19 protein-coding genes are annotated in these 24,051 nt (G+C 68.1%); 10 read left to right on the forward strand and 9 right to left on the reverse strand.

The window, feature by feature from the left end; translation table 11 throughout:
- Positions 1 to 101: 101 nt before the first annotated feature.
- The 6 genes from AC1RMY_RS15320 to AC1RMY_RS15345 all read right to left on the reverse strand — a co-directional run bounded on the left by AC1RMY_RS15320 (position 102) and on the right by AC1RMY_RS15345 (position 7,033).
- Complete coding sequence (locus AC1RMY_RS15320; protein WP_492865836.1) at positions 102 to 1,742, reverse strand: ABC transporter ATP-binding protein; 1,641 nt, start codon at positions 1,740 to 1,742, stop codon at positions 102 to 104.
- Positions 1,739 to 2,575 carry an ABC transporter permease gene (locus tag AC1RMY_RS15325; protein WP_492865838.1) on the reverse strand — a complete coding sequence of 279 codons (837 nt, stop codon included), beginning with the start codon at positions 2,573 to 2,575 and terminating at the stop codon, positions 1,739 to 1,741. The genes AC1RMY_RS15320 and AC1RMY_RS15325 overlap by 4 nt, the downstream gene beginning before the upstream one ends.
- 10 nt (positions 2,576 to 2,585) lie before the next feature.
- Positions 2,586 to 3,563 carry an ABC transporter permease gene (locus AC1RMY_RS15330; protein ID WP_492865840.1) on the reverse strand — a complete coding sequence of 326 codons (978 nt, stop codon included), beginning with the start codon at positions 3,561 to 3,563 and terminating at the stop codon, positions 2,586 to 2,588.
- A gap of 181 nt (positions 3,564 to 3,744) precedes the next feature.
- Positions 3,745 to 5,337 (reverse strand): ABC transporter substrate-binding protein, encoded by a 1,593-nt coding sequence (locus tag AC1RMY_RS15335; RefSeq protein WP_492865842.1) that lies wholly within the window; start codon positions 5,335 to 5,337, stop codon positions 3,745 to 3,747.
- A 330-nt stretch (positions 5,338 to 5,667) separates the two neighbouring features.
- Positions 5,668 to 6,081, reverse strand: a complete 414-nt coding sequence (locus AC1RMY_RS15340; RefSeq protein ID WP_492865844.1) for a c-type cytochrome — start codon at positions 6,079 to 6,081, stop codon at positions 5,668 to 5,670.
- Positions 6,082 to 6,202: 121 nt separating this feature from the next.
- Complete coding sequence (locus tag AC1RMY_RS15345) at positions 6,203 to 7,033, reverse strand: alpha/beta fold hydrolase (RefSeq protein WP_492865846.1); 831 nt, start codon at positions 7,031 to 7,033, stop codon at positions 6,203 to 6,205.
- A gap of 286 nt (positions 7,034 to 7,319) precedes the next feature.
- On the opposite strand from AC1RMY_RS15345, the gene AC1RMY_RS15350 reads away from it, so the two are divergent.
- From AC1RMY_RS15350 to AC1RMY_RS15370, 5 genes are all read left to right on the forward strand, one after another.
- Complete coding sequence (locus tag AC1RMY_RS15350) at positions 7,320 to 7,961, forward strand: FecR domain-containing protein (protein WP_492865848.1); 642 nt, start codon at positions 7,320 to 7,322, stop codon at positions 7,959 to 7,961.
- Positions 7,962 to 7,965: 4 nt separating this feature from the next.
- Positions 7,966 to 8,664, forward strand: coding sequence for a Crp/Fnr family transcriptional regulator (locus AC1RMY_RS15355; protein ID WP_492865850.1), 699 nt, complete (start codon positions 7,966 to 7,968; stop codon positions 8,662 to 8,664).
- Complete coding sequence (locus AC1RMY_RS15360) at positions 8,657 to 10,591, forward strand: CHASE2 domain-containing protein (protein WP_492865852.1); 1,935 nt, start codon at positions 8,657 to 8,659, stop codon at positions 10,589 to 10,591. Before AC1RMY_RS15355 ends, AC1RMY_RS15360 begins: the two co-directional genes overlap by 8 nt.
- Before the next feature lie 111 nt (positions 10,592 to 10,702).
- Positions 10,703 to 11,932, forward strand: coding sequence for an OmpA family protein (locus AC1RMY_RS15365; protein ID WP_492865853.1), 1,230 nt, complete (start codon positions 10,703 to 10,705; stop codon positions 11,930 to 11,932).
- Positions 11,929 to 13,053: a formylglycine-generating enzyme family protein gene (locus tag AC1RMY_RS15370; protein ID WP_492865855.1), complete on the forward strand. Its 1,125-nt coding sequence runs from the start codon at positions 11,929 to 11,931 to the stop codon at positions 13,051 to 13,053. Before AC1RMY_RS15365 ends, AC1RMY_RS15370 begins: the two co-directional genes overlap by 4 nt.
- An 11-nt stretch (positions 13,054 to 13,064) precedes the next feature.
- Here the strand turns inward: AC1RMY_RS15370 and AC1RMY_RS15375 are convergent, their stop codons facing one another.
- Both AC1RMY_RS15375 and AC1RMY_RS15380 read right to left on the reverse strand, forming a co-directional pair.
- Positions 13,065 to 14,981 carry a TRAP transporter permease gene (locus AC1RMY_RS15375; protein WP_492865857.1) on the reverse strand — a complete coding sequence of 639 codons (1,917 nt, stop codon included), beginning with the start codon at positions 14,979 to 14,981 and terminating at the stop codon, positions 13,065 to 13,067.
- A gap of 224 nt (positions 14,982 to 15,205) precedes the next feature.
- Positions 15,206 to 16,180 (reverse strand): TAXI family TRAP transporter solute-binding subunit, encoded by a 975-nt coding sequence (locus AC1RMY_RS15380; RefSeq protein WP_492865858.1) that lies wholly within the window; start codon positions 16,178 to 16,180, stop codon positions 15,206 to 15,208.
- Positions 16,181 to 16,657: 477 nt separating this feature from the next.
- On the opposite strand from AC1RMY_RS15380, the gene nadC reads away from it, so the two are divergent.
- Both nadC and phnN read left to right on the forward strand, forming a co-directional pair.
- Positions 16,658 to 17,491 (forward strand): carboxylating nicotinate-nucleotide diphosphorylase, encoded by an 834-nt coding sequence (nadC, locus tag AC1RMY_RS15385; RefSeq protein ID WP_492865859.1) that lies wholly within the window; start codon positions 16,658 to 16,660, stop codon positions 17,489 to 17,491.
- Between the two features lie 16 nt (positions 17,492 to 17,507).
- The gene (gene phnN / locus AC1RMY_RS15390) at positions 17,508 to 19,565 is read left to right on the forward strand and encodes a phosphonate metabolism protein/1,5-bisphosphokinase (PRPP-forming) PhnN (RefSeq protein ID WP_492865861.1); all 2,058 of its coding nucleotides are present in this window, start codon (positions 17,508 to 17,510) and stop codon (positions 19,563 to 19,565) included.
- A gap of 161 nt (positions 19,566 to 19,726) precedes the next feature.
- Here phnN and AC1RMY_RS15395 read toward each other — a convergent pair whose 3' ends face one another.
- A complete protein-coding gene (locus AC1RMY_RS15395; protein WP_492865863.1) occupies positions 19,727 to 20,227 on the reverse strand; it encodes an Lrp/AsnC family transcriptional regulator in 501 nt (166 codons plus the stop codon).
- 247 nt (positions 20,228 to 20,474) lie between these two features.
- Here AC1RMY_RS15395 and AC1RMY_RS15400 point away from each other — a divergent pair, with 247 nt between their 5' ends.
- The 3 genes from AC1RMY_RS15400 to AC1RMY_RS15410 are packed head-to-tail and all read left to right on the forward strand — an operon-like array spanning position 20,475 to position 24,047.
- Positions 20,475 to 21,707: a 3-methyl-2-oxobutanoate dehydrogenase (2-methylpropanoyl-transferring) subunit alpha gene (locus AC1RMY_RS15400; RefSeq protein WP_492865865.1), complete on the forward strand. Its 1,233-nt coding sequence runs from the start codon at positions 20,475 to 20,477 to the stop codon at positions 21,705 to 21,707.
- A gap of 4 nt (positions 21,708 to 21,711) precedes the next feature.
- A complete protein-coding gene (locus AC1RMY_RS15405) occupies positions 21,712 to 22,728 on the forward strand; it encodes an alpha-ketoacid dehydrogenase subunit beta (RefSeq protein WP_492865867.1) in 1,017 nt (338 codons plus the stop codon).
- The gene (locus AC1RMY_RS15410) at positions 22,728 to 24,047 is read left to right on the forward strand and encodes a dihydrolipoamide acetyltransferase family protein (RefSeq protein WP_492865869.1); all 1,320 of its coding nucleotides are present in this window, start codon (positions 22,728 to 22,730) and stop codon (positions 24,045 to 24,047) included. Before AC1RMY_RS15405 ends, AC1RMY_RS15410 begins: the two co-directional genes overlap by 1 nt.
- The last annotated feature ends 4 nt before the right edge of the window (positions 24,048 to 24,051 follow it).

The following is a 24,051-nucleotide window of genomic DNA, read 5'->3' on the forward strand; positions in this document are numbered from 1 at the left end:
CCTTGTGCCGAGCATCCACGTCTCGCGACGCGGATGAAGGGAAGACGTGGATGGTAGGGACAAGCCCGACCATGACGACGACCGCGACCGCGATTCGCCAATTAGTGTCCGAACCGCCCGCCGCCGGGCACCGCCGCCAGCAGCGCCTGCGTGTATTCATGCTGTGGAGCGGCGAAGAGCGCGGCCGTCGGCCCGGTCTCGACGATGCGGCCGCGCTGCATCACCGCGATCCGGTCGCAGATCTGGGCGGCGACGCGTAGGTCATGCGTCACGAACAGGATGGCGAGGCCGAGCCGCTGCTGGATGTCCTTGATCAGCGTCAGGATCTGTGCCTGTACGGAGACGTCGAGGGCCGAGACCGCCTCGTCCGCGACCAGCACGTCGGGCTCGAGCGCGAGCGCCCGCGCGATGCCGATGCGCTGGCGCTGGCCGCCCGAGAACTCGTGCGGATAGCGGTCGATCGCATTGGCCGAGAGGCCGACCAGTTCGAGCAGTTCGCGCGCCTTGTTAAGCGCCTCCTTGCGCGGCGTGCCATGCGCCACCGGCCCGTCCGAGATGATCCGGCCGACCGTCTGGCGCGGATTGAGCGAGGCGAACGGGTCCTGGAACACCATCTGGATGCGCTTGCGCTGCTCGCGGAGCGCCTTCGGCCTGAGGTCGCTGAGCACGAGATCGCCGGCGGCTTCGCTGCTCAGCGTGATCCGGCCGCTATCGGGCTCGATCAGCCGGAGGCAGCAGCGTCCAACCGTCGACTTGCCCGAACCGGATTCGCCGACGAGGCCGAGCGTCTCGCCGCGAACCAGCGAGAACGAGATCTCGTCGGCCGCCTTGACCTCGCGCGCCGCGCCGAAGAAGGAGCGCTTGCGATAGACCTTGCCGAGCTTCTCGACGCTGAGCACGGGGGTCGTTGCCGGCAAGGGCGGGCGGTTCGGCGGTGTCAGCGAGGGCACGGCAGCCAGGAGCTTGCGCGTATAGGCGTGGCGCGGCGCCCCCAGCACCTGGTCGGCGGTGCCCTCCTCGACCAGCACGCCCTTCTCCAGCACGGCGATGCGGTCTGCAATCTCGGCGACGACGCCCATGTCATGGGTGATGAACAGCACGGCCGTGCCGTGCTTGTGGCGCAGATTGTCGATCAGCTTGAGGATCTGCGCCTGCGTGGTCACGTCGAGCGCGGTGGTCGGCTCGTCGGCGATCAGGAGCTTGGGTTCGAGCGCCAGCGCCATCGCGATCATCACGCGCTGGCGCTGGCCGCCGGAAAGCTCATGCGGATAGGCCTTCGCCAGCCGCGGCGGATCGGGCAGTCCGACCTCGGTCAAAAGGTCGACGGCGCGCTTGTAACGCTCCGACCGGCTGAAGAGCCCATGCGCCTCGAAGGTTTCGACGATCTGCTCGGCGACCCGCATCACCGGGTTCAGCGAGGTCATCGGCTCCTGGAAGATCATGCCGACCTCGCGGCCGCGCATGTCCTGCATCGCCTCTTCGTCGAGGGCGAGCAGGTCGCGCCCGGCGAGCCGGATCGCGCCGCCGGCCGGCTTCACCGCCTTCGGCAGGAGACCCATCACGGCATGGGCGATCATCGACTTGCCCGAGCCGGACTCGCCGACGACGCAGAGCGTCTCGCCGGCCCCGATCGTCAGAGAGACATTCTCGACGGCATGCGGCCTGTCCGCGAGCGCCGGCAGGGCCAGCGTCAGCTTCTCGATCGAGAGGACGGGCGGGTTTGGAGGCGTAGACTGGCTCATTCGCGCCCCCTTGCGAGACGCGGGTTCAGCGCATCGTTCAGACCCTCGCCGGCGAGGTTGAGGGCGAGCACGGTCAGGAAGATGGCGATGCCGGGGAAGAAGGAAATCCACCAGGCGTCGAGCAGGCGGGTGCGCCCGGCCCCGACCATATAGCCCCAGCTCATCAGGTTGGGGTCGCCGAGCCCCAGGAAGGACAGCGAGGATTCGAGTAGGATCGCCGAGCCGATCATCAGCGAACCCATCACGATGATCGGCGCGATCGTGTTCGGCAGCACCTGGCTGAAGATGATGCGCGGCGTCGACTGGCCGATGGTAACGGCCGCCTGGACATATTCGCGGGTCTTCAGCGAGAGCACCTCGCCGCGCACCAGCCGCGCGACCGGCGGCCATGACACCACCCCGATGGCGAGCACGATCGAGCCCAGCGCCGGCTGTAGGATCGCGACCAGCACGATCGCCAGCGCGAAGGAGGGGATGGTCTGGAAGAACTCGGTGAAGCGCATCAGCGCGTCGTCGACGAAGCCGCCCGCATAGCCGGCGGCGGCCCCGAGCGGCACGCCGATCAGGAGCGCGACCAGCGTCGAGACGACGCCGATCATCAACGAAACGCGCGCGCCATGGACGAGCCCTGCTGCGAGATTGCGGCCGAGCGTGTCGGTGCCGAGCGGGAAGCGCTCCATCGTGAAGGGCGCGAGGAACGGCCGTGCGACCGGCCGCCAGGGCGATTGCGGATAGAGCGTTGGCGCCAGCAGCGCGAAGGCGACGACCGCGAGCAGGATGACGAGGCCGAGCACGGCGCCGCGATTGCGGCAGAAGCGCTTGAGGAAGTTCATGCTCGGCCCCTCACGACGCGGCCTCGATGCGCGGATCGGCGATCCGGTAGACCAGGTCGGTGATGATGTTGAAGCCGACCACCATCGCCGAAGACATGAAGAAGACGCCGAGCAGCACCGAATAGTCGCGCTGCACCAGCGCGTCGAACATCAGCCGGCCGATGCCGGGCCAGGCGAACACCGTCTCGGTCAGCACCGCGCCGCCGACGAGCTGCCCCGCCTGCAGGCCGGCCAGCGTCACCACGGGCAGGATCGCGTTGCGCGCCACATGGCGGCGCGAGACGATGCCGGGAGAGAGCCCCTTGGCGCGCGCCGTCTTGACGAAATCGGCGCCGGCGACCTCCAGCATCGAGGCCCGCATCATCCGGGCATAGAGCGCGGTGAAGAACAGGCCGAGCGTCAGCGCCGGCAGGATCAGATGATGGCCGATGTCGAGCGCCCGGGCGAGCCCGGTATAGTTCGCGCCGATCGTCTCGTAGCCAACATTCGGAACGAGCCCGAATTTCAGCGCGAACACGATCTGGCTCATCAGCGCGATCCAGAACAGCGGCGTCGCGTAGAACACGAGCGAGAGCGTGGTGATCAGGCTGTCGGACCAGCGCCCGGCGCGGCGCGCCGCCAGCGCCCCCATCATCACGCCGAGCCCCAGCGAGATCACGAAGGCGGCCCCCGTCAGCAGGAGGGTCGCCGGCAGCCGGTCGAGCACCAGTGTCAGCACCGGCTGCTGCTGCCGGTAGCTAAAGCCGAGATCAAAGGTCATGTATCCCTTGATGTAGATCCAGAGCTGGGTGAGCAGCGGCTCGTTCAGCCCGAAGCGCTCGCGCAACTGTTCGAGCAATTGCGCGTCCGCCGCCCCGGCTTCGCCGGCCAGAACCTGGGCCGGATCGCCCGGCGCCGCCCGGATCAGGAAGAAGTTCAGCACGGCGATGGCGAAGAGCACGACGATGCCCTTCGCCAGCCGGCCGGAGAGGAATTGCAGGAGGTTCATTCAGTCACGGTCCGAGATGGCGTGGCTTCCCTTCTCCCCTCGCGGGAGAAGGTGGCGCGAAGCGCCGGATGAGGGGCGCCGTGCCCTTGGTCGCTGACGAATGGAGAATGCCGCGCACCCCCTCATCCGTCAGCGCTTCGCGCTGCCACCTTCTCCTGCGAGGGGAGAAGGCCAAGCCGCGTCAATCCTTCCACGCATCCTTGAACCCGTCATTCACGCCGATAGCGGTCGAGACGAGGTTCTTGACGTTGCAGCGATAGATCGTCGGGAAGTCCATCTCGAGCTGCCAGAGCACCGGCACCTCCTCGGCGAGCAGCTTCTGCACCTTGGTGTACAGTTCCTGCCGGGCGGCCTCGGTCGGCGCGACCGCGGCGTCGGCGAAGAGCTTGTCGACCTCCGGGTTCACATAGGCGCCCTGATTGGCGAAGGGGTTGCCCTTGACGATGTTGGTCGAGATGTAGTTGCGCGCCACGCCGGTGGCGGGGTCGCCGAGCTGGTAGAGATAGTTGAAGGTCATGTCGAAGTCGCCGTTGCTGGCCTTCTGGGTCCAGCCCGGCACGTCGGTGGTCTCGATCGAGACGTTGACGCCGGCATCGGTCAGGTTCTGCTTCACGGCCTCCGCCCAGCGGCTCCAGACCTCGCCATAGGGCAGGGCCAGGATCTTGAGCGGCTCGCCCTTGTAGCCGGAAGCCTTGATCAGTTCCTTCGCCTTGGCGACGTCATAGCTGTATTTGGGCACGTCGGCCGAATAGAACTTGGTCTTGGAGGAGATCGGGCCGGTCGGCAGCTTGCCGAGGCCGCCCCAGACCACGTCCTTGCCGAATTCGCGGTCGATCGCGAACATCATGCCCTGGCGGAACTGCTTGTTGGCGAGCGGGCCGCCCTTGGCGATGTTCGGGGTGATCCAGGCATGGGGGGCGAACATCTCCCAGCCCTTGGTGGTGACGCAGGTATTGGGCAGCTTGGAGAGGCGGGCGACGTCGTAGACGTCGACCGAGCCACCGGTCAGCACGTCGACCTTGCCGGTTTCGTAGGCGACGGCGCGGGCGGCGGCGTCGGGGATGATCTGCCAGTAGATCTCGTTGAGGTTGGGCTTGCCCTTCTGCCAGTAGTCCTCGTTCTTCACGAGGTGGATGTAGGAGCCCTTCTTCCATTCCTTGAGCTTGAACGGGCCGGTGCCGATCGGCGTGTTGTTGGCCGGGTTGGCGCGATAGTCCGTGCCGTCATAGATGTGCTTGGGGATCATCGGCGCGCCGGCGACCTCTTGCGACAGGATCAGCGGGCCGAAGGGCTGCTTCAGCGTGATCTTGACCGTGAGGTCGTCGAGCTTCTCGATCTTCTCGACCTGGCCGTTGGCGATCGGGCGCCAGCGCGGATGCACCTCGCGCAGGAACTTGTCGAGCGAGAAGACGACGTCGTCGGCGCTGAAGGGCTTCCCGTCATGCCACTTCACGCCCTCCTGGAGCTTGAAGGTGTAGACCTTCGAATCCGCCGAGATCTCCCAGCTCTTGGCGAGCGAGGGAACCGGGGTCAGCTTCTCGTCATAGCGCAGCAACGACTCGTAGATGTTGCCGGCGACCATGTTGGTCGGGCCGTTCTGGTTGAGGCCCTGCATCAGCATCGGCGGCTCGGGCTGGACGACGACATGCACGGTGCCGCCGGCCTTGGGCGTCTGCGCCAGTGCGGCCAGCGGTGCCAGGCTGAGCGCGGCAAGAGCCGTCGTCAGGGCCAAGCTGGCCTTGACCGGACGCTGTCGGCGGATCGCTGAAGTCATCGTCGTTCTCCCGTTAACCTGGAACAGTCACACGCTCGGCGGCGCCCCCTCAGGCGCCGTTCGAAATCGAATAGATCACAGCCCGGTGCCCTCGCACAGGCCGTTGCCGGTGCCGGCGGTCGATGTCGGCTCCGGCAAATTTCGGGCCATTGTGGCGCTCGTTGTCCCGCTCCCCGCGCAGGGGTGCAGGCCTTGCCGTGACCGAACGATAGGAAGGAAGCGGGCGCCCGGTCCAATAGGCTGTGCCTATGTCAGGGATAGGCCCGGCCGCGGGCAGGCGACGGGTGGTGCGCTGCCCGGGCTTCGCCGATCGATGCGCTGCCGCGCCGCTCAGAGCTTCTTGCCGTCCTTGTCGTACTGCTTGAGGAAGGCCGTCAGGTCCTGGATTTCCTTGTCGTTCTTGATGCCGGCGAAGATCATCTTGGTGCCCGGGATCTTCGCCTTCGGGTCCTTGATGTACTCGGCGAAGACGGCCTCGTCCCAGGTCAGGCCGGAATTCTTGTTGGCGGGGGAATAGCTGTAGCCCTCGACCGAGCCGGAATGGCGGCCGAACAGCCCGTTCAGCTGCGGGCCGACGAGGTTCTTGGCGCCTTCGCCGATCTGGTGGCAGGCACGGCACTTGTTCCAGGAGCGTTCGCCGGCGGCGACATCCTGGGCGAGGGCGGGAAAGGAACCGATTGCGGGGGCGATCAGGGCGGAGAGGAACGCGAGGCGGGCGATGGCGTGCATGGGTTTGACAGACATGGGCTATCCTTGCTGCGGCATGGCCCTTGCGCCGCGGCGCAAGGGCCTCGAACTGGAATAATGCAACATCGGGCTCTGCCCATGAGCCAATTCGACGCGGGTGCCTTCCCGGCGATCACGATCAGTCGAGCCGGCCGATCCAGTCCGCGACTGTGGAGGTGAAGGCGTCCGGGCGCGACACCGGAAAGAGATGCCCGCCCGTGTCGAGCATGGTCTTGGCGCAGCCCGGCAGGGCCGCGGCGAGCTCCTCCTGCAGGAAGGCCGGGACCACCATGTCGTCGCGCGCACCCAGCACCAGGATCGGCATGCCGAGCCCGCCTGCCTGCGCCACGCCGTCGAAGGACAGCAGCGCGTCGATGCGCTCGCGCATGACAGCTTGGGCCTGCGCGGTGGCCGGCGCCGACGCCAGGGCGGCTTCGAAGACATGCCAGTTCGCCTCGATCCAGGCCGGTGGATAGGCGCAGAGGATGGAACTGGCGGCAAAGGCCTGCGGATCCTTGCCGAGGATGTCGCGGCGCGCGCCGAAATACCCGGCCATGTAGCGGCTCGGCTTGAGCCAGCTTCCGCTCAGGATCAGCCCCTCGATCCGCTCCGGGGCCTGTCGCGCGAGCGACTGGGCGATGCAGCCGCCGGTCGAATGCCCGAGCACCACGGCGCTGTCGATGTCCGCTCCGCCGAGCACGCCGAGACAGTCCCGCGCCAGCTCGTCGATGGTGCAGGCGGCGCTGCCGCGCGTGCTGGCCTCGATGCCGCGCTGGTCGAAGCGGATCACACGGAAGGAGCGCGCCAAGGTCGCGGCGATGCTCTTCCAGAACCCGGCGGTGCCGCTGAGCCCGCTGACCAGCAGCAGCGTCCGCCCCCGCCCTTCCACGAAGGCCTGCAGGGTCGCGCCGTCGGCGGTGGTGATCTCGAACTGGGCCGGACCGGGGAGGTCGCTCTGATGTTCGTTCATGGATGAACCCTCCCGTTGCAACGCAGGCGGCACCTTGGCCGCTCACGGCGGGAGGATGGCGCAGGCTGCGGGCGCCCGCCATGCCCGCCATGGCGGGGGCGAGACGCGGTTGGCGCAGGGCGGTCGCGCAGCTTCCGAAGCGTCATGCTGCCGCCGAACGGCCTCGTCTCGGCCTGTGCCCCCGGTTACAGATCGCATGGCCCGGCTATGCTAGCATGCCTTGACCTTACGGTATCGATCATGGGGATGATGCGGCCGAAGCGGAGGCGACGGGGCGGAGGCTTCGATGAGTTGCGACAATGGCTGGACGATCGATCGGCGCCACCTGCTGGGGGCTGCGTCGTTGTTCGGCGTGGCAGGGTTGCCTGCAGCTGGTTTCGCACAAGCGCCGGCAGGGGGCCCTGCGCCTGCGGGCCTGGTCACGGATTTGCGCGGCGACGCGGTCGCCGAATTGAAGGATGCTAGACGCACGCTCCAGGCCGACGGACCCGTCTTCGTCGGGGATCGCGTCGAGACCGGCGATGGCGCCCGAGCCGGTTTCCGGCTTGGCCGCGCGACCGAGCTTCGTCTCGGCGCAAAGGCCCGTATCACCATTGACCGCTTCATCGTAGACGCCGGCGGAACGATTACGCTCGGCGCCGGCGCGTTGCTGGTCGACAAGGCGCCCGGCCGCGAGGCCGGCGGGCTGCGCGTGCGCTCCTCCTATGGGCTGATCGCGGTGCGCGGCACGCGCTTCTTCGCCGGGCCGAGCAATGGCGTCTTCGGGGTCTTCGTGTTCCGCGGAGAGGTTTCCGTCTCGGCCGCGGGCCGGGACGTGTCGCTCGCGGCGGGCGAAGGCACCGACATCGCGCGACCGGGTGCCGCGCCGACGCCGGCGCGCGGCTGGGGCGATGCCCGTATCCGCGCCGCCATGGCGCAGGTTTCGTAGGCCGATGGAGCATGCCGCCGTTGCCGCGATGCTGGGCGAAGCGCCGTTGTTCGCCCGGCTCTCGCCTGAGGCTCTGCTGGCCTGCGCCGGTGAGTTCCGCGAACAGCGCTTCGAGCAGGGCCAGATGCTGTTCTCCCGCGGCGACAGCGGCGACCAGCTCATCCTCGTCGGGGAGGGCCGAATCCGGCTGGCGGTGACCACGGAGGACGGTCGCGAGCTGAGCGTCCGCCATGCCGCGCGCGGCGATCTCCTCGGCGAGATCGCCGTGCTCGACGGCGGCGAGCGCAGCGCCGATGCGGTGGCACTCACGAGCGTCATCGCCTTCGGCCTGCGGCGGGCGCAGTTCGAGCAGCTCATCGCGCGCTATCCCGAGCTCTCCGCCGGCATCATCGCCTTCCTGTGCAAGCGCCTGCGCCAGACCACGGACCAGCTCGAAGGCATCGCGCTCTATTCGATCGAGGTTAGGCTGGCGCGCTTCCTGCTGGTCGGCCTCGATGGGCGCAGGGCGGCTCCGGGCAAGCGCGTGCCGCTCGATATGGCGTTCTCGCAGGGCGAACTCGCCCAACTCCTTGGCGCCAGCCGCCCCAAGGTCAATGCCGCGCTCGGCGCTCTCGAACAGGCCGGCGCTATCCGCCGCACCTCGGACCGCATCTTCTGCGATCCCGACCTGCTGGCGAGATGCGCCGGAATCGGCGATGGCTGAAAGGCGCCGCCGGCTCGCGCGGGCCGTCCTGGCTGGCCTCCTGGCCGGGTTCGGCGTGCTGATGCTGGGGCTCGCATCTCCCGTCGCCTGGCGCGAGATGCTGCGCGAGCGCGTCTTCGACATCATGCTCCGGAGCGTCGCCAGGTGGCATGCAACGGTGCCCGATACGAAACTCGCCATCGTCGCGATCGACACCGCCAGCCTCGAGGCGGTCGGCCCCTGGCCATGGCCGCGAGAGACGCTCGCGCGGCTGATTTCGGCGGTGAACGGCGCGAAGCCGGCAGCGATCGCGCTCGATATGCTGCTGGCCGGCGAGGATACGCGTTCACCCGCGGCGCTTGCCCGTCAGCTCGCCGTGGAAACCGGCCGCGCCGATCTGGGCGCGCTCGCGCAGACGCTTCTCGACGGCGACAAGGCGCTTGCCGAGGCCGTCGCGGCGGGGCCTGTCGCGCTCGGCTGGGTCCTCGATCCGCGCGGACGCGACGAGACCGCCGAGGTTCCGGTACTGACGCGCGAAGGCGTGAAGTTCGGTCCGCTCTGGCGCGAGGATGGCGCAACCGGGCCACCACCGGCGCTGGCCTCCGGGGCCGCGGGCGCGGGCACGCTGTCGCTGCCGGGAGACGAGGATGGCCTGGTCCGGCGCGTGCCGCTGTTCGTGACGGTCGGCGACGAGGTCCGTCCCGGCCTTGCGCTCGAAGCGCTGCGGCTCGCGTCGGGCGCCTCGGGTTATCTGCTCGCGGGTGATCCGGCCCGCCTCGGTATTGGCGCTGTGACTCGCCCCCTGCCGCGCGACGGCCTGCTGCGCCTGGTGCCCACCGCGACCGAAGCCCCGACGCTGCGCGCCTCCGATCTCCTGCGCAGCGGCGCCGACCTTGTGCCGCTCTGCGGGGCCATCGTCTTCATCGGCGGCTTCGCGCCGGAGCTTGGCGCGCTCCGGGCGAGTGCACGCGATCCGCTTACTCCGTCGGCCCTGCTGCACGTCGATGCCGTCAGACAGATCGCGGCCGGCGTGATGCCGGCCCGACCGCCACAGGGCTGGGCCTGGGAGTTGGGGGCGGCGCTGCTGTTCGTGCCGGCTGCGATCGGTCTCGCCCGCCGCTTGCGCCCTGCGCCGGCGGCTGGGGCGATGGCGGGGCTTCTGCTGGTGCTGCTTCTCGGCGCGGCGGGGCTCGCCGCCGCGGATATCCTGCTCGACCCGTCGGCCCCGGCTGCGACCGGCGTGGCGGCCTTCCTCGCGACCTCGCTGGCGGCCTTTTCGGAGACGCGCCTGCGCGAGGCACGGCTGCGCCGCCGTTTCGAGCAGCATCTCGCACCGGGCGTGGTCGAGCGCATCGTCGCCAATCCCGCCAGCCTCAAGCTCACCGGCGAGCGGCGCGAGATCACAGCCCTGTTCACAGACATTGAGGGCTTCACCCAGACGACGCGCGACATCGGGCCGGAACAACTGGTCAGCGTGCTCGACGGCTATTTCGACGGTGTCACCCGCATCATCGGCGAGCATGGCGGCATGGTCGACAAGTTCGTCGGCGACGCCGTGCACGCCTTCTTCAACGCGCCCTTCGATCTCGCCGATCACCCGCGGCGCGCCGTTGCCTGTGCCGTCGCGATCCTGGCCTGGACGGAGGATTACCGCGCTCGAGACCTCGCTGCTGCGATCCGGCTCGGCCGCACCCGGCAGGGCATCGAGACCGGCTTCGCCATCGTCGGCGACGTCGGCGTCGGTGCGAAGCTCGACTACACCGCCCATGGCGATGCGGTGAACACGGCGGCGCGGCTGGAGGCGCTCAACAAGGAGCTGGGCTCGTCGATCTGCATCGGCCCGGTGGCTGCGGCCCGCTGCGGGCCCGGCCAGGTTCGCACGCTCGGCCTTGTCGAGTTGCGCGGCTTGGGCGAGGTCGAGGTCTTCACGCCGCGTGAGGCTCTGTGATGCGGCTGTTCCCTGTGGGACAGGCAGGCCCGCTGCTTTCGCGCATTCTCACGGCACGCGCTGCTCCGGTTCGTCCGGTCGGCGGATTGGTCGGAAAACGGAGATGACGTCATGACCCAGCCCTCGATCCTCTCTCGCCGCAGCTGCCGCAAGACCCTCCGGTCGCTGACGACCGCCGTCCTGCTGGCGCTCGCTGCGGTCGGCAGCGCGCCGGCTGCCATCGCCCTGCCCGTCGCGGCGACGAAGGCCCCGACGCTCGTTCCGCTCGAACAGGCCTTCATGAAGGCCGCGACCGACCTCTTCGCCAAGCTTCCCGCCGGCGGCGGCGAGATCACCATGGTGATCGACCCGCTGATCGACGGCGTCACCGGCATCCAGTCGGCCGCGACGCGCGGTTTCGACAAGCGCATCGCCGAGCTGGTCGCCGAGCGCTATCCGCATGTGAAGATCCTCGCCTTCACGCCGGAGAACGTCGCCAGGGCGCGCTTCGTCTTCATCGGCACCTTCAACACCATCAACAATGCCGGCCAGCCCGGGGCTGAGAAGGACGCCTTCTGGATCTGCTTCGCCCTGGTCGAGCGCGAGGCGAAGACGGTCTATGCCCGCAGCGTCTCGCGCTCCGTCGTCAACAATGTCGACATCGCCCCGGCCGCCTCCTACTCCGACAGCCCGGTCTGGGGCATGGACGCCGCGACGCGCGCCTATATCGAGGCCTGCCAGAAGTCGCAGCCGGGCACGCCCGTCTCCCCCGCCTATATCGACCAGCTCGGCGCCGCCGCCCGCATCCGCGAGGCGAGCGCCGCCTACGAGACCGGGGACCACGCCAGGGCGCGCGATCTTTATCGCGAAGCGAAGGATCAGCCCGGCGGCGACCAGCTCCGTGTGCTGAACGGGCTCTATCTCTCCTATGCGGCGCTGGGCGATACCGGCCAGGCCGACCAGACCTTCGGCCAGATGGTCGAGCGCGGCTTCTCGCTCGGCCAGCTCGGGGTGAAGTTCCTCTTCGAGCCGAATTCGACCGCCTTCAACGCCGACCGCAAGCTCTCGGCGAGCTATCCCGCCTGGCTGCGCGAGATCGCGGCGCGCGCCACCAAAGCCGGAATCTGCCTGGAGGTCGTCGGCCATGCCAGCCGCACAGGTCCGGAGGGGCTGAATGACCGGCTCTCGCGCGACCGCGCCGAGCGTATCGCCTCGCTCATGGCGACCCAGGCTCCCGGCGTGTCGCAGCGCCTGCGGCCATCCGGTGTCGGCTATCGCGAGGCCCTGGTCGGGCTGCCGCGCGACGACGCCAGCACGGCGGTGGATCGCCGAGTCGAGTTCAAGACGGCGCCCTGCGCATGATCGCCCGGCGCTCCACTGCGATCCTCGCCGCCGTCGTCATCGGCGTGACCCTGTCGATGCAGGCTGCTCCGGCAGCCGCTGAAACGAAACCTCAAGCCGGTCCGGCTTCCAGCGTCCCGACCTTGAAGTTGACCCCGCTGGCGCCGCCGAAGGACCCGGCCGTCGAGATGGCCGAGCGCATCGCGGCCACCACCGACCGCGCCGCGCTGCTCGAACTGCTGGCGGCCGGCGTCGACAAGGCGAGGATCGCGGCGCGGCTGACGGCTCTCGGCTTCGTCGATCTCGCCGCCGGCAGCGCCCGGCGCTGGATCAAGCCGGGTTCGGGCGAGGCCTTCCGGGACTGTGCCGATTGCCCCGAGCTCGTGCTCGTGCCCGATGGCGATGTCCGCATTCAGCTGTCGACCGGCGCCACGCCGCGCATCGTCGAGGCCAGCCTGCCGCAGCCCTTCGCCGTCGGGCGCTTCGAGGTGACACGCGCGCAGTATCGCAGCTTCGTCCAGCAATCCGGCCATGTCGTCGAATTGGGCTGCCATGTCCGTGCTCCGGTCTGGAGGCTCGATCCGACGCTGTCCTGGCAGGATCCGGGCCATCCGCAGACCGATCACGAGCCCGTCGCCTGCGTCAGCCACGGCGACGCGAGAGCCTATCTCGCCTGGCTCTCCAAACGCACGGGCCAGCGCTACCGGCTCCTCACCGATCCGGAATGGCACCATGTCGCGGCCGGCTCGGCGAAGGAGATGGCCGATCCGGCGCGCCTCTGCGCCATCGGCAACGGCGCCGACGAGACGGCCAGGCTCGCCCATCCCGGCTGGACCGCCGCGCCCTGCCGCGACGGCTTCCGCACCACCGCGCCCGTCGGCAGCTTTGCGGCGACCGCCTGGGGCCTCAATGATCTCAGCGGCAATCTCTGGGAATGGGTCGACACCTGCCCGCCCGACCCATCGGTGCCCGGCCAGCCCTTTCCGCCACCGATCTGCCGCGAGGAGGAGGGGCGCATCCTCAGGGGCGGCTCCTGGGCCGATCCGCCGGCGATGCGCACCCTCGATGCGAGGATCGTCAGCGAACCCGGCATCCGCGACCAGGTCGCAGGCTTCCGCGTTGCGCGCGATCTCGGGAATTGATCGGCCGCGCCTCAGGCGATCCCTGGCGTCGCCCGCGCGGCCCGCTTGCCGGCCCAGAGCCACGCCGTCATCGCCGCCAGCAGCAGGGCGCCGGCGATCTGCATCATGTGGAACGGCAGGAACAGGCCGATGCCGGACGCGAAGAGCAGGATGCGCTTGGGCAGGTCCAGCAGCGTGAAATAATAGCCCTCGATCGCCGCGTTGAGGGCGAGCACGCCCAGCGCGACCGTTCCCGACACCAGCAGGATCGTCCAGATCGGGCCGACCAGCAGCAGCGCCGGCTGATACATGAAGACGAAGGGCAGGATGAAGGCGACCATCGCGATCCGGCAGGCGACGACGGCGATCATCACCGGATTGGCCTTGGCGATCGAGGCCGCCGCGAAGGCCGCGACCGCCACCGGAGGCGTGATCGCCGACATCGAGGCGATGTAGACGATGAAGAGATGCGCCGGCAGGACCTCGATCCCGAGCGTGATCAGGGCGGGCGCCGCCAACACGGCCGAGAGCGCATAGACCGCCGGCGTCGGCATGCCCATGCCGAGCACGATGATCACGAAGGCGGCGACGATGATGGTCAGGATCGGGCTGCCGCCGGCCATGTGGAACAGGCCCGAACTGATCTTGCCGGTCAGGTCCGTCATCGAGAGCGTGCCGACGACGAGCCCGGCGATAGCGCAGGCGACGCCGACGCCGATCATGCCGCGCATGCCGTCGCTGAAGCCGAAGAACAGCGTCTTCGCCAGACGCTTCGGGCTGCGGTCATGCCAGAGCGCGACAGGGACCAGCGAAGCCACGGCGATGGCGCCGGCGAAGGCCGGCCGGTTCAGGCTGAGCACGCCCCAGACCAGGAGGCCGATCGGGACGAGATAGGCCCAGTTGCGCCTGATAACGTCCAAGAAGGACGGCGCTTTGCCCTCGGACATCGGCTGCAACCCGTCGCGATGCGCCTTGAAATGCACCGCGAGGAAGACCGACTGGTAGAACAGCAGCGCCGGCACCAGCGCGGCCAGCGCGATCGTCGCATAGGGGATGCCGGTGAAGTCGGTCATCAGGAAGGCGGCCGAGCCCATGATCGGCGGCAGGAGCCCGCCACCGGCCGAGGCCGCGGATTCGATCGCGCCCGCATAGGTCCGGCTCATCCCGGTCTTGATCATCAAGGGAATGCTGAAGGAGCCGGTCGTGACGACGTCAGCCGTCGGAGAGCCCGAGATCGAGCCATAGAGGCCGGTCGAGACCACGGCGACTTTGCTCGCGCCGCCGACCTGCCGGCCGACGAGGCTGTTGGCGACGTCGTAGAAGAAGTCGGCGCCGCCGACCCGGTCGAGCAGCGCGCCGAAGATCACGAAGACGAAGACGAGGAAGGCCGCGACCTCGAGCGCCGGTCCGAACAGCCCGTTGGTCGAAAAGACCAGGTGGTCGACGATCTCCTGCGCGCTGAAGCCGCGATGCGCGAAGGAGCCCGATAGCTTGCTGCCGAAAATCGCATAGGCGAGGAAGGTCTTCACCAGCACGACCAGGATCATGCCGATGCAGCGCCGCGTCGCTTCCATGACGAGCGCGATCAGCACGATCGAAGCGAGGATGTCGGCGTTGGAGAGTTCGTCGATCATCGGCAGCCGCATCTCGTGGACGGGGTGCATGTGGATGAAGTAGCCGCAGGACAGGATCGAGAGCGCAACCAGCCCCCAGGCCGGCCAGGAACGGCCGGTCCGGCGCAGCGGATTGGCCGTCGTGGTCAGGAAGGCGAGCGAGAGCACCGCGCCGAGAAAGAGGAACAGCGCAATCTCGCGGTTGACATACCAACCGAAGGAGATCGCCAGCAGCAGCGCGCCGGTGGCGACGCCGATGATGTGGACGGTCCATTGCTCGGGCGCGTCGAGCCGGCGCGACTGCCCGGGTGCGAGGATCTTCAGCAGGGACGGCATCGGGGCACCTCGCGAGGGCGGCAGCGATCAGGCCAGGGAAACAGCCGAAAAGAGGCGTGCGGTATCCATTGACTGAAATGCGCCGTCATTCCGGACAAGCGGCGAAGCCGCGCCGGTCCGGAATCCATCGTAGAGTTCCGGAGCCCTCCGATGGATCCCGGGGCAAGCCCGGGATGACGGCGTGGTTCCGAGAAAGCATGGCAGGCGTCCTGAAGCGACAATCGTCACTTCAGGACGCCGGCCTTCCGGAAGGCCATCTCCGCGCCGGGATGGAGCGCCAGCGGCTCGACCTTGGTCAGGTCGACCGGCTCCAGCCGCGCCAGCGTGGCATGGGCCTGCTTCAGGTAGTCGAAATGCTTCAGCATGCCGTCGACGATCGCCGCCGCATCCTCGTTCTTCATCTCGGCCGCCGCGAACAGCACGACGCTGCCGGTGACGGTCGGGATCGCCTGCGGCTGGAACGGATAGGTTCCGGCCGGAACGGTGATCGGGGCCGTGCCGAGCAGGGCGCCGAGCTTGGCGCTGGCCTCCGGGCTGATGCCGAGCATCCTGACCTTCATCTCGCGGGTCGCGCTGTTGATCTGGCCGGAGGGGAAGGCGAGCATGTTGACGATGACGTCGATCTGGCCGTTCTTCATCATCTCCAGGCCGGCATTGTAGTCGACATGGTGGATGCGTCCGCCCCAGCCCTCGATGTCCTTGGCGGTGATGCCATAGGCCTTGAAGACCTCCTCGCCGGTCACCGCCATCAGCGTGCCGCGCTGGTTCAGCGCGATGCGGACCGGCTTCTTGGCCGCTAGGATCGCCTCGAAGCTCTCGATGCCGGATTCTTCGCGCACCAGGATCTGGACTGCCGCCTGCGGGTCGATCAGGGCGATGGCGCGCAGATTGGCGATGGGCGCCTTGAACGGGTCCTCGCCGGCCTGCGCCCGCTTGATCAGCTGCGCATGGGCGATGCCGAGTTCGACCTTGCCGGTCGAGACGAGCTGGATGTTGGCGGCCTCGCGGCCGGGTTCATAGCCGAAGGAGGCGCCGGGGGATTCACGCCGGATCGTCTCGCCGATCGCATTGCCGATGGCGCTCCAGGCGCCGCCGACCGAGCCGCCCGTCAGGGTGATCTTCTTGGTCTGCGCCAGGCTGAGGCCCGCGCCGAGTCCGAGCGACGCCGCCACGATGGATGCGATAGCCAGTCTCTTCATGATTGCCCTCCCAGGCATGTATCGAGAGATGGCCCGCGTGACGGGCCTGAAAACTCATACTTTGCCGGTCGCGACCTGCGCCCGACGATCTGCCGTAGCTGTCTATCCCCGGCGGCTTCAAGCCGCTTCGTCGCATGAATGTCTTGTTGGTGGGGCAAGGCCCCTTGCGCACCACAAGAAGAATTTTGTTGGTGTGCATATGGCTTGTCAATGCTGGTTTCCGCCCAATCTCGCAGCGTGCGGCGCAGCAATTGCTTGCGAAATGAGCGCTACAACCTTGGGTTATGTCTGTATTCCGGCTTTGTTAGGCGGTTGATCTGAGATGGGCGGCCTTGTGATCTATTCCTTGCTTGACAGTCCGCAGCGCCCTCCGCATCGTTGGTATACAAACGGTGAGAAATGCGGGCCATCCATGCTATTCGCTCTCCATGGCGAAGCCCGCGCCAAGGCTGCGGGAGCGTGCGTCAGGGGCTGAGCATGTATGACCGTTTCTCCACCGACCGGCTGATCGATCTCTGGCTGAGGGAGGATATCGGCTCCTGCGACCTGACCGTTCAGGTTATGATCGAGCCGACCGAGACGGGTTCCTTCCGGATGAATGCCCGCGAACCGATGACGCTGGCCGGCATCGAGGTCGCCGCCTCCGTGTTCCGCCGCTACGAGCCGCGGCTGTCGATCAGGGTCGAGGCCGCCGATGGCGACCGGGTCGAGAAGGGCGCGACGCTGATCTGGGTCGAGGGTCCGGCCCAGGGCATCCTGACCGCCGAGCGGACCGCGCTCAACATCGTCCAGCGCCTGTCGGGTATCGCGACCGAGACGGCACGGTATGTCGACATCATCAAGGGCACCTCGGCCCGCCTGATCGACACCCGCAAGACCACGCCCGGCCTGCGCATGCTGGAGAAGCACGCGGTCGCCTGCGGCGGCGGCCTCAACCATCGCCTCGGCCTCGATAACGGCGTGATGATCAAGGACAACCACATCGCGGTCTGCGGCGGCATCGCCCAGGCCGTCGAGCGCGCTCGCAGGAAGTTGCCGGTGCTGACCAAGATCGAGGTCGAGTGCGACCGCATGGAGCAGGTGCGTGACGCTGTCGCGGCTGGCGCCGACGTCATCATGCTCGACAACATGCCGGTGCCGGAGATGAAGGACGCGGTCGCCTATGTCGCGGGGCGCGCCAAGGTGGAAGCCTCGGGCGGCATCCGCTACGAGACGATCCGCGCCATCGCCGAGACGGGCGTGGACTATATCTCGACCAGCAAGATCACCCAGTCTGCGCCCGCCGTCGATATCGGCCTCGACGAGGCCTGAACGGACGAAAAAGACGATGCGACCCGGTATCCTCTTCGTCGTGGTCGGCCCGAGCGGGGTCGGCAAGGACACGCTGATCGACGGAGCCCGATCCGCGCTGAGCGCCGATCCGCGCTTTGTCTTCGCCCGGCGCCTGATCACCCGCCCGGCCGATGCCGGCGGCGAGGATCACCAGGCGATCTCCGAGGAGGCCCTGCTCGCGCTCGGGCGCGATGGCGGTTTGCTCGCGACTTGGGGCGCGCATGGCCTGCGCTACGGCCTGCCGATTTCCCTGCGGGACGACCTTCTGGCCGGGCGTCATGTCGTCGCCAATGGCTCGCGTGGCGTGCTGAAGGATCTGGCAGCTGCCGTGCCGCGCATGATCGTGCTCTCGATCACAGCCTCGCCCGATGTCGTGGCCAAGCGCCTCGCCGGTCGCGGACGCGAGAGCGCCAACGAAATTGCGCTGCGTCTCGCCCGCGCCGTGCCCGACCTTTCGGATGGGCTCGAAGTCCTCACCGTGACCAATGACGGCGCGCCGGAGGAGGGTGTCGAGCAATTGCTCTCGGAGATCGACGGGGCGACGCGACGCCTCGTCCTGAAACCGCTGCCGATCGACGGCTGGCGCGACAGCATCGTCTATCTTCCGGCGGACGGCATCCTCGGCGTCGAGGAATTCGACGGTCCCGGCAAGGTCGATCTCGCCGGCCGGATCGATGCTGAGGGGAAGCGCCGCAGCATCCGCGCCCGGGTCAATATCGTCGATGCCGGCACGTTGCTCGCGCCCCATGAGATCGGCCTCTCCCGCGAGGCCTTCGCTGCGCTGGGCTTGCCCGCCGGCAGCGAGGTCTCGCTGACGCGCACCCCGCCGCAGCGCAGCCGCGACGCATTGCGCGCCAAGATCCAGGGCCGCGAACTCGATGCCGACGACTACGAGACCGTGCTGCGCGACATCGTCGAGGGGCGCTATCCGGACAGCGAGATCGCGGCCTTCCTCGTCGCCGCGACGCGCTCGCTCAGCGACGCCGAGGTCGGCGCGCTGGCGAGCGTCCGCGCCGGTTTCTCGACGCCACTGCGCTGGGACGAGCCGATCGTCGTCGACAAGCATTCGATGGGCGGCATCCCCGGCAGCCGCATCACCCTGATCGTCGCGCCGATCGTCGCGGCCCACGGCCTCGCCATGCCCAAGACCTCTTCGCGCGCCATCACCTCGGCGGCCGGCACCGCCGACGCGATGGAGGTGCTGGCCAGGGTCGACCTCACCGTCGACGATGTCCGTCGCACGGTCGAGCAGGCCCGCGCCTGCATCGCCTGGAACGGGCGCCTCAACCATTCCGCCGTCGACGATGTGATGAACGCCATTACGCGTCCGCTCGGCATCGATTCCAATCGCTGGTCGGTCGCCTCGATCATCTCGAAGAAGCTGACGGCAGGCTCGACCCATGTCGCGGTCGACCTGCCCTATGGTCGCCGCGCCAAGCTGCGTAGCGAGGCGGAAGCGCGGGAACTGGCGGCGCTGTTCGAGACGGTCGGCCGCTCGGTCGGATTGCATGTCGAGGCGGTCGCGACCTGCGGCGCCGGGCCGATCGGCCGCGGCATCGGTCCGGCGCTCGAAGTACGCGACGTGTTATGGGTGCTGGAGGGCCATGAGCAGGCGCCTGCCGATCTGCGCGAGAAGGCGCTGGCCTTCGCCGGTCGCATCTTGTCCTGGGATCCCGCGATTGGGACGATGGAGAAAGGCCGCGTTCGCGCCGCCGAGCTTCTCGACTCCGGCGCCGCGCGTCAGGCGCTCGACGCGATCGTGACCGCGCAGGGCCGCCGCGAGATCGTGCCGAAGCCGGCTGCGTTGACGCATACGGTCAGGGCGAGCCGTCCCGGCCGGATCGGCGAGATCGACGGCTGGTGCATCGCCGGCATCGCGCGCCGCGCCGGTGCCCCCTTCGACAAGGGTGCGGGCATCGACCTTCTGTGCGGCGTCGGCGACGACGTCACGGTCGGCGAGGGGCTCTTTACCATCCATGCCTCGGCCGGGCCGGATCTCGAGGCTGCCGTCGCGATGGCGGGGCAGGATGATGGCTTCGGGCTGGTCCCCTGACACGTTTATCCTCGGAACCGCCACCGTCATCCCGGCCGAAGTGCCGGGATCCATCGGAGGGCTCCGGAACTTTACGATGGATCCCGGAGCTGCGCGACTACGTCGCTCGTCCGGGGATGACGGCGCGGTGATCAGGGCAATGAGCCGTTCTTTGGCAACCCTCACGGCCTCGGCATCTTAAGCGGATCGATCGAGATCGCCCGTTTCAGCGCCCTGAGTCCGAAGGTCGTCCGGGTCTGCCGGATGCCGGGGATGCGGTAGAGCGTCTCGCGCAGGAAGCGCTCGTAGTGGTCGGTGCCGCTGACCACGACCTTGACGAAATAGTCGTATTCGCCGGTGACGAGATAGGCCTCGACCACTTCCGGGATCCGTGTCAGCGCCTCGCCGAAATGGTCGAGGATCTTGTCGTCGTGCTTGTCGAGCGTGATCTCGACGAAGACGACATTGTTGAAGCCAAGCACCTTCTGGTCGAGCACGGCGACATACTTTTCGATCGCGCCGCTTTCCTCCAGCCGCTTGACCCGCGTCCAGCAGGGCGAGGGCGAGAGCCCGACCTTCTCCGCCAGCGCGTTGGTGGTCAGCCGTCCGTCCTCCTGGAGCGCGGAGAGAATCCGCAGATCGGTCTGATCCGGTTCGTCCAGTCGCCTGCTTCGCAGTATCACGGGAAATTATCCTTCATAATTTCAGATCGTCGGAATTTATTTCTGCTGACTGTTCCGCGCGCAACCAATTTCGAGAGAAATCTTTTCGGAAGCCGGGCTAGCTTGGGGTCAAGAGGGAGGAGCCAGCCATGCCGTTCGGCATGCGCGAGGCAGAAGCCCCGGGAACGACGATACGGCTTGCCGTCCGGGCCGGACGGCGGAATGCTGGGGAGCAAGGCGATGCCTGTGGGAAGACTGGAGCGCGGCCATGACGTCTGACACTCCCCTTCGCTTTCACGTGCCGGAGCCCGCGAGCCGGCCGGGTGAGAAGCCCGATTTCTCCCATGTCGTGATCCCCAAGGCCGGCACGGTCGAGCGCCCGCCCGTCGACGTCGACCCCAAGCAGATCCGCGATCTCGCCTATTCGATCATCCGCGTGCTCAATCGCGAGGGGGAGGCTGTCGGCCCCTGGGTGCCGGATCTCTCCAAGGAGGATCTGATCCGGGGTCTCCGCCACATGATGACGCTGCGGACCTTCGACGCCCGCATGCAGATGGCCCAGCGCCAGGGCAAGACCTCGTTCTACATGCAGCACACCGGCGAGGAGGCGGTGTGCTGCGCCTTCCGCATCGCGCTCGGCAAGGGCGACATGAATTTCCCGACCTACCGCCAGGCCGGGCTCCTCATCGCCGACGAATACCCGCTCGTCGACATGATGTGCCAGATCTACTCCAACGAGCGCGACCCGCTGAAGGGCCGCCAGCTTCCGGTGATGTACTCCTCGAAGGAGCACGGCTTCTTCTCGATCTCCGGCAATCTCGCGACGCAGTTCGTCCAGGCCGTCGGCTGGGCGATGGCCTCGGCGATCAAGCGCGACACCCGCATCGCCGCCGCCTGGGTCGGCGACGGCTCGACGGCGGAATCGGATTTCCACGCCGCGCTCGTCTTCGCCTCGACCTACAAGGCGCCGGTCGTCCTCAACGTGGTCAACAACCAGTGGGCGATCTCGACCTTCCAGGGCATCGCGCGGGGCGGCTCCGGCACCTTCGCCGCACGGGGGCTCGGCTTCGGCATTCCGGCCTTGCGCGTAGACGGCAACGACTACCTTGCGGTCTATGCGGTCGCGCAATGGGCGATCGAGCGCGCCCGCCGCAATCTCGGGCCCACGCTCGTCGAATACGTCACCTATCGTGCTGGCGCGCATTCCACCTCGGACGACCCTTCCGCCTACCGGCCCAAGCATGAGTCGGACGGCTGGCCGCTGGGCGACCCGCTGGTCAGGCTGAAGGAACATCTGATCGCCATCGGCGCCTGGAGCGAGGAGCGCCACAAGCAGGCCGAGGCCGAAATCCTGGAGACGGTGATCGCCGCCCAGAAGGAGGCGGAGAGCTTCGGCACGCTGCATTCCGGCGGAAAGCCCTCGGCCCGCGACATGTTCGAGGGCGTCTATGCCGAGCTGCCGCCGCATCTGCGCCGCCAGCGCCAGCAGCTCGGAGTCTGACGCCATGCCACGCATGACGATGATCGAGGCGATCCGCTCCGCCATGGACGTCTCGATGGGGCGCGACGAGAACGTCGTGGTCTATGGCGAGGATGTCGGTTTCTTCGGCGGCGTCTTCCGCTGCACCCATGGATTGCAGCAGAAATACGGCGTCGACCGCTGCTTCGATGCGCCGATCAGCGAGGCTGGCATCGTCGGCACGGCGATCGGCATGGCGGCCTATGGCCTGCGACCCTGCATCGAGATCCAGTTCGCCGACTACATGTATCCGGCCTATGACCAGATCGTCTCTGAGGCCGCCCGCCTGCGCTATCGCTCGAACGGCGATTTCACCTGCCCGATCGTGATCCGCATGCCCACCGGCGGCGGCATCTTCGGCGGCCAGACACACAGCCAGAGCCCCGAAGCCCTCTTCACCCATGTCTCCGGCCTGAAGACGGTGGTGCCGTCGAATCCCTATGACGCCAAGGGCCTGCTGATCGCCGCGATCGAGGACCCGGATCCGGTCATCTTCCTGGAGCCGAAGCGGCTCTATAACGGCCCCTTCGACGGCCATCACGACCGTCCGGTGACGCCCTGGTCGAAGCATGCGCTCGGCGAGGTGCCCGAGGGCCATTTCTCCCTGCCGCTCGGCAAGGCGGTGATCCGGCGCGAGGGCTCGGCCTGCACGATCGTGACCTATGGCACCATGGTCCATGTCGCCGAAGCGGTGGCGCAGGAGACCGGCATCGATGCGGAGGTCATCGATCTCAGGAGCCTCGTCCCGCTCGATCTCGACACGATCACAGCCTCCGTCGCCAAAACCGGCCGCTGCATGGTCCTGCATGAGGCGACGCTGACCTCAGGGTTTGGTGCGGAGCTGGCGGCGCTGGTGCAGGAGACCTGCTTCTACCATCTGGAGGCGCCGGTCAGGCGCGTGGCGGGCTGGGACACGCCCTATCCGCATGCGCAGGAATGGGCCTATTTCCCCGGCCCCGCCCGCGTCGGCCAGGCGCTGACCGAGATCATGGAGAGCCGCTGATGGCCGAGCGCATCATCAAGCTTCCCGATGTCGGCGAAGGCATCGCCGAGGCCGAACTGGTCGAGTGGCACGTCAAGGTCGGCGACATCATCCGTGAGGATGATCTGCTTGCCGCCGTGATGACCGACAAGGCGACGGTGGAGATTCCCGCCCCCGTCGATGGCGAGGTGACCTGGATCGGCGCGGAGGTCGGCGACACCGTCGCGATCGGCTCGGCGCTGGTGAAGCTCAAGGTCGCAGGCGAAGCCGGCGCGGAGGAGGCGCCTGCCGAGGCCGAGCCGGAACCGGCCGCCGAGGCGCCAAAGGCCGAAACGGCGAAGGCCGCAGCTCCGGAACCTGCCAAGGCGGCGCTGTCCGCCGAGCCGCCACGGGCCATGACCGTGCCCAAGCCGACGCGCGCGATCGCGGCGGCGTCGCCGCAGGCGCCCGCGCCGCGTCGCCTGCCCGGCGACAAGCCGCTGGCCTCGCCGGCGGTGCGCCTGAAGGCGCGCGAAGCCGGCATCGACCTGCGCCAGGTGTCAGGGACAGGCCAGGCCGGGCGCATCCTGCACGAGGATATCGACGCCTTCCTGCTGCGCGGCCCGGAGCCGAGCCATGCGCCGGGCCTTGCCGAGAAAAGCGGCGTCACCGAGGTCAAGGTCGTCGGCCTCAGGCGCAAGATCGCCGAGAAGATGGCGCTCTCCAAGGCGCGTATCCCGCACATTACGATCGTCGAGGAGGTGAACGTCACCCCGCTCGAAGACCTGCGTGCGACGCTGAACAGAAAGCCGACACCCGAGCGGCCGAAGCTGACGCTGCTGCCCTTCCTGATGCGGGCCATGGTCAAGGCGCTGGCCGAGCAGCCGAACCTCAATGCGCTCTATGACGACGAGGCCGGGATCGTGCGCCAGCATGCCGGCATCCATCTGGGCATCGCGACGCAGACGCCGGGCGGGCTGATGGTGCCGGTCGTGAAGCATGCCGAGGCGCGCGACATCTTCGGCTGTGCGCTCGAACTCAACCGCATCGCCGAGCGCGCCCGCGACGGCACCGCGACCCGCGACGAGCTCACCGGCTCGACCATCACCATCACTTCGCTGGGGGCGATGGGCGGCATCGCGACGACGCCGGTGATCAACCATCCGGAAGTCGCGATCGTCGGCGTCAACAAGATGATGGTGCGTCCGGTCTGGGACGGCACGACCTTCGTCCCGCGCAAGATGATGAACCTCTCCTCCAGCTTCGACCATCGCGTCGTCGATGGCTGGGACGCGGCCGTATTCGTGCAGCGGCTCAAGGAATTGCTGGAGAATCCGGCGACGCTGTTCATCGATGTCTGAGGCC

The sequence above is a fragment of the Allobosea sp. GW822-FHT03F07 genome (assembly GCF_058801345.1).

Excerpts from the sequence above, each read along its gene's own strand:
- AC1RMY_RS15400 (WP_492865865.1), top strand. The coding sequence starts at position 20,475 with ATGACGTCTGACACTCCCCTTCGCTTTCACGTGCCGGAGCCCGCGAGC.
- AC1RMY_RS15380 (WP_492865858.1), bottom strand. The coding sequence starts at position 16,180 with ATGAAGAGACTGGCTATCGCATCCATCGTGGCGGCGTCGCTCGGACTC.
- AC1RMY_RS15330 (WP_492865840.1), bottom strand. The coding sequence starts at position 3,563 with ATGAACCTCCTGCAATTCCTCTCCGGCCGGCTGGCGAAGGGCATCGTC.
- nadC (WP_492865859.1), top strand. The coding sequence starts at position 16,658 with ATGTATGACCGTTTCTCCACCGACCGGCTGATCGATCTCTGGCTGAGG.
- AC1RMY_RS15325 (WP_492865838.1), bottom strand. The coding sequence starts at position 2,575 with ATGAACTTCCTCAAGCGCTTCTGCCGCAATCGCGGCGCCGTGCTCGGC.
- phnN (WP_492865861.1), top strand. The coding sequence starts at position 17,508 with ATGCGACCCGGTATCCTCTTCGTCGTGGTCGGCCCGAGCGGGGTCGGC.
- AC1RMY_RS15365 (WP_492865853.1), top strand. The coding sequence starts at position 10,703 with ATGACCCAGCCCTCGATCCTCTCTCGCCGCAGCTGCCGCAAGACCCTC.
- AC1RMY_RS15355 (WP_492865850.1), top strand. The coding sequence starts at position 7,966 with ATGGAGCATGCCGCCGTTGCCGCGATGCTGGGCGAAGCGCCGTTGTTC.
- AC1RMY_RS15375 (WP_492865857.1), bottom strand. The coding sequence starts at position 14,981 with ATGCCGTCCCTGCTGAAGATCCTCGCACCCGGGCAGTCGCGCCGGCTC.
- AC1RMY_RS15370 (WP_492865855.1), top strand. The coding sequence starts at position 11,929 with ATGATCGCCCGGCGCTCCACTGCGATCCTCGCCGCCGTCGTCATCGGC.
- AC1RMY_RS15350 (WP_492865848.1), top strand. The coding sequence starts at position 7,320 with ATGAGTTGCGACAATGGCTGGACGATCGATCGGCGCCACCTGCTGGGG.
- AC1RMY_RS15405 (WP_492865867.1), top strand. The coding sequence starts at position 21,712 with ATGCCACGCATGACGATGATCGAGGCGATCCGCTCCGCCATGGACGTC.
- AC1RMY_RS15340 (WP_492865844.1), bottom strand. The coding sequence starts at position 6,081 with ATGTCTGTCAAACCCATGCACGCCATCGCCCGCCTCGCGTTCCTCTCC.
- AC1RMY_RS15410 (WP_492865869.1), top strand. The coding sequence starts at position 22,728 with ATGGCCGAGCGCATCATCAAGCTTCCCGATGTCGGCGAAGGCATCGCC.
- AC1RMY_RS15320 (WP_492865836.1), bottom strand. The coding sequence starts at position 1,742 with ATGAGCCAGTCTACGCCTCCAAACCCGCCCGTCCTCTCGATCGAGAAG.
- AC1RMY_RS15335 (WP_492865842.1), bottom strand. The coding sequence starts at position 5,337 with ATGACTTCAGCGATCCGCCGACAGCGTCCGGTCAAGGCCAGCTTGGCC.
- AC1RMY_RS15360 (WP_492865852.1), top strand. The coding sequence starts at position 8,657 with ATGGCTGAAAGGCGCCGCCGGCTCGCGCGGGCCGTCCTGGCTGGCCTC.
- AC1RMY_RS15345 (WP_492865846.1), bottom strand. The coding sequence starts at position 7,033 with ATGAACGAACATCAGAGCGACCTCCCCGGTCCGGCCCAGTTCGAGATC.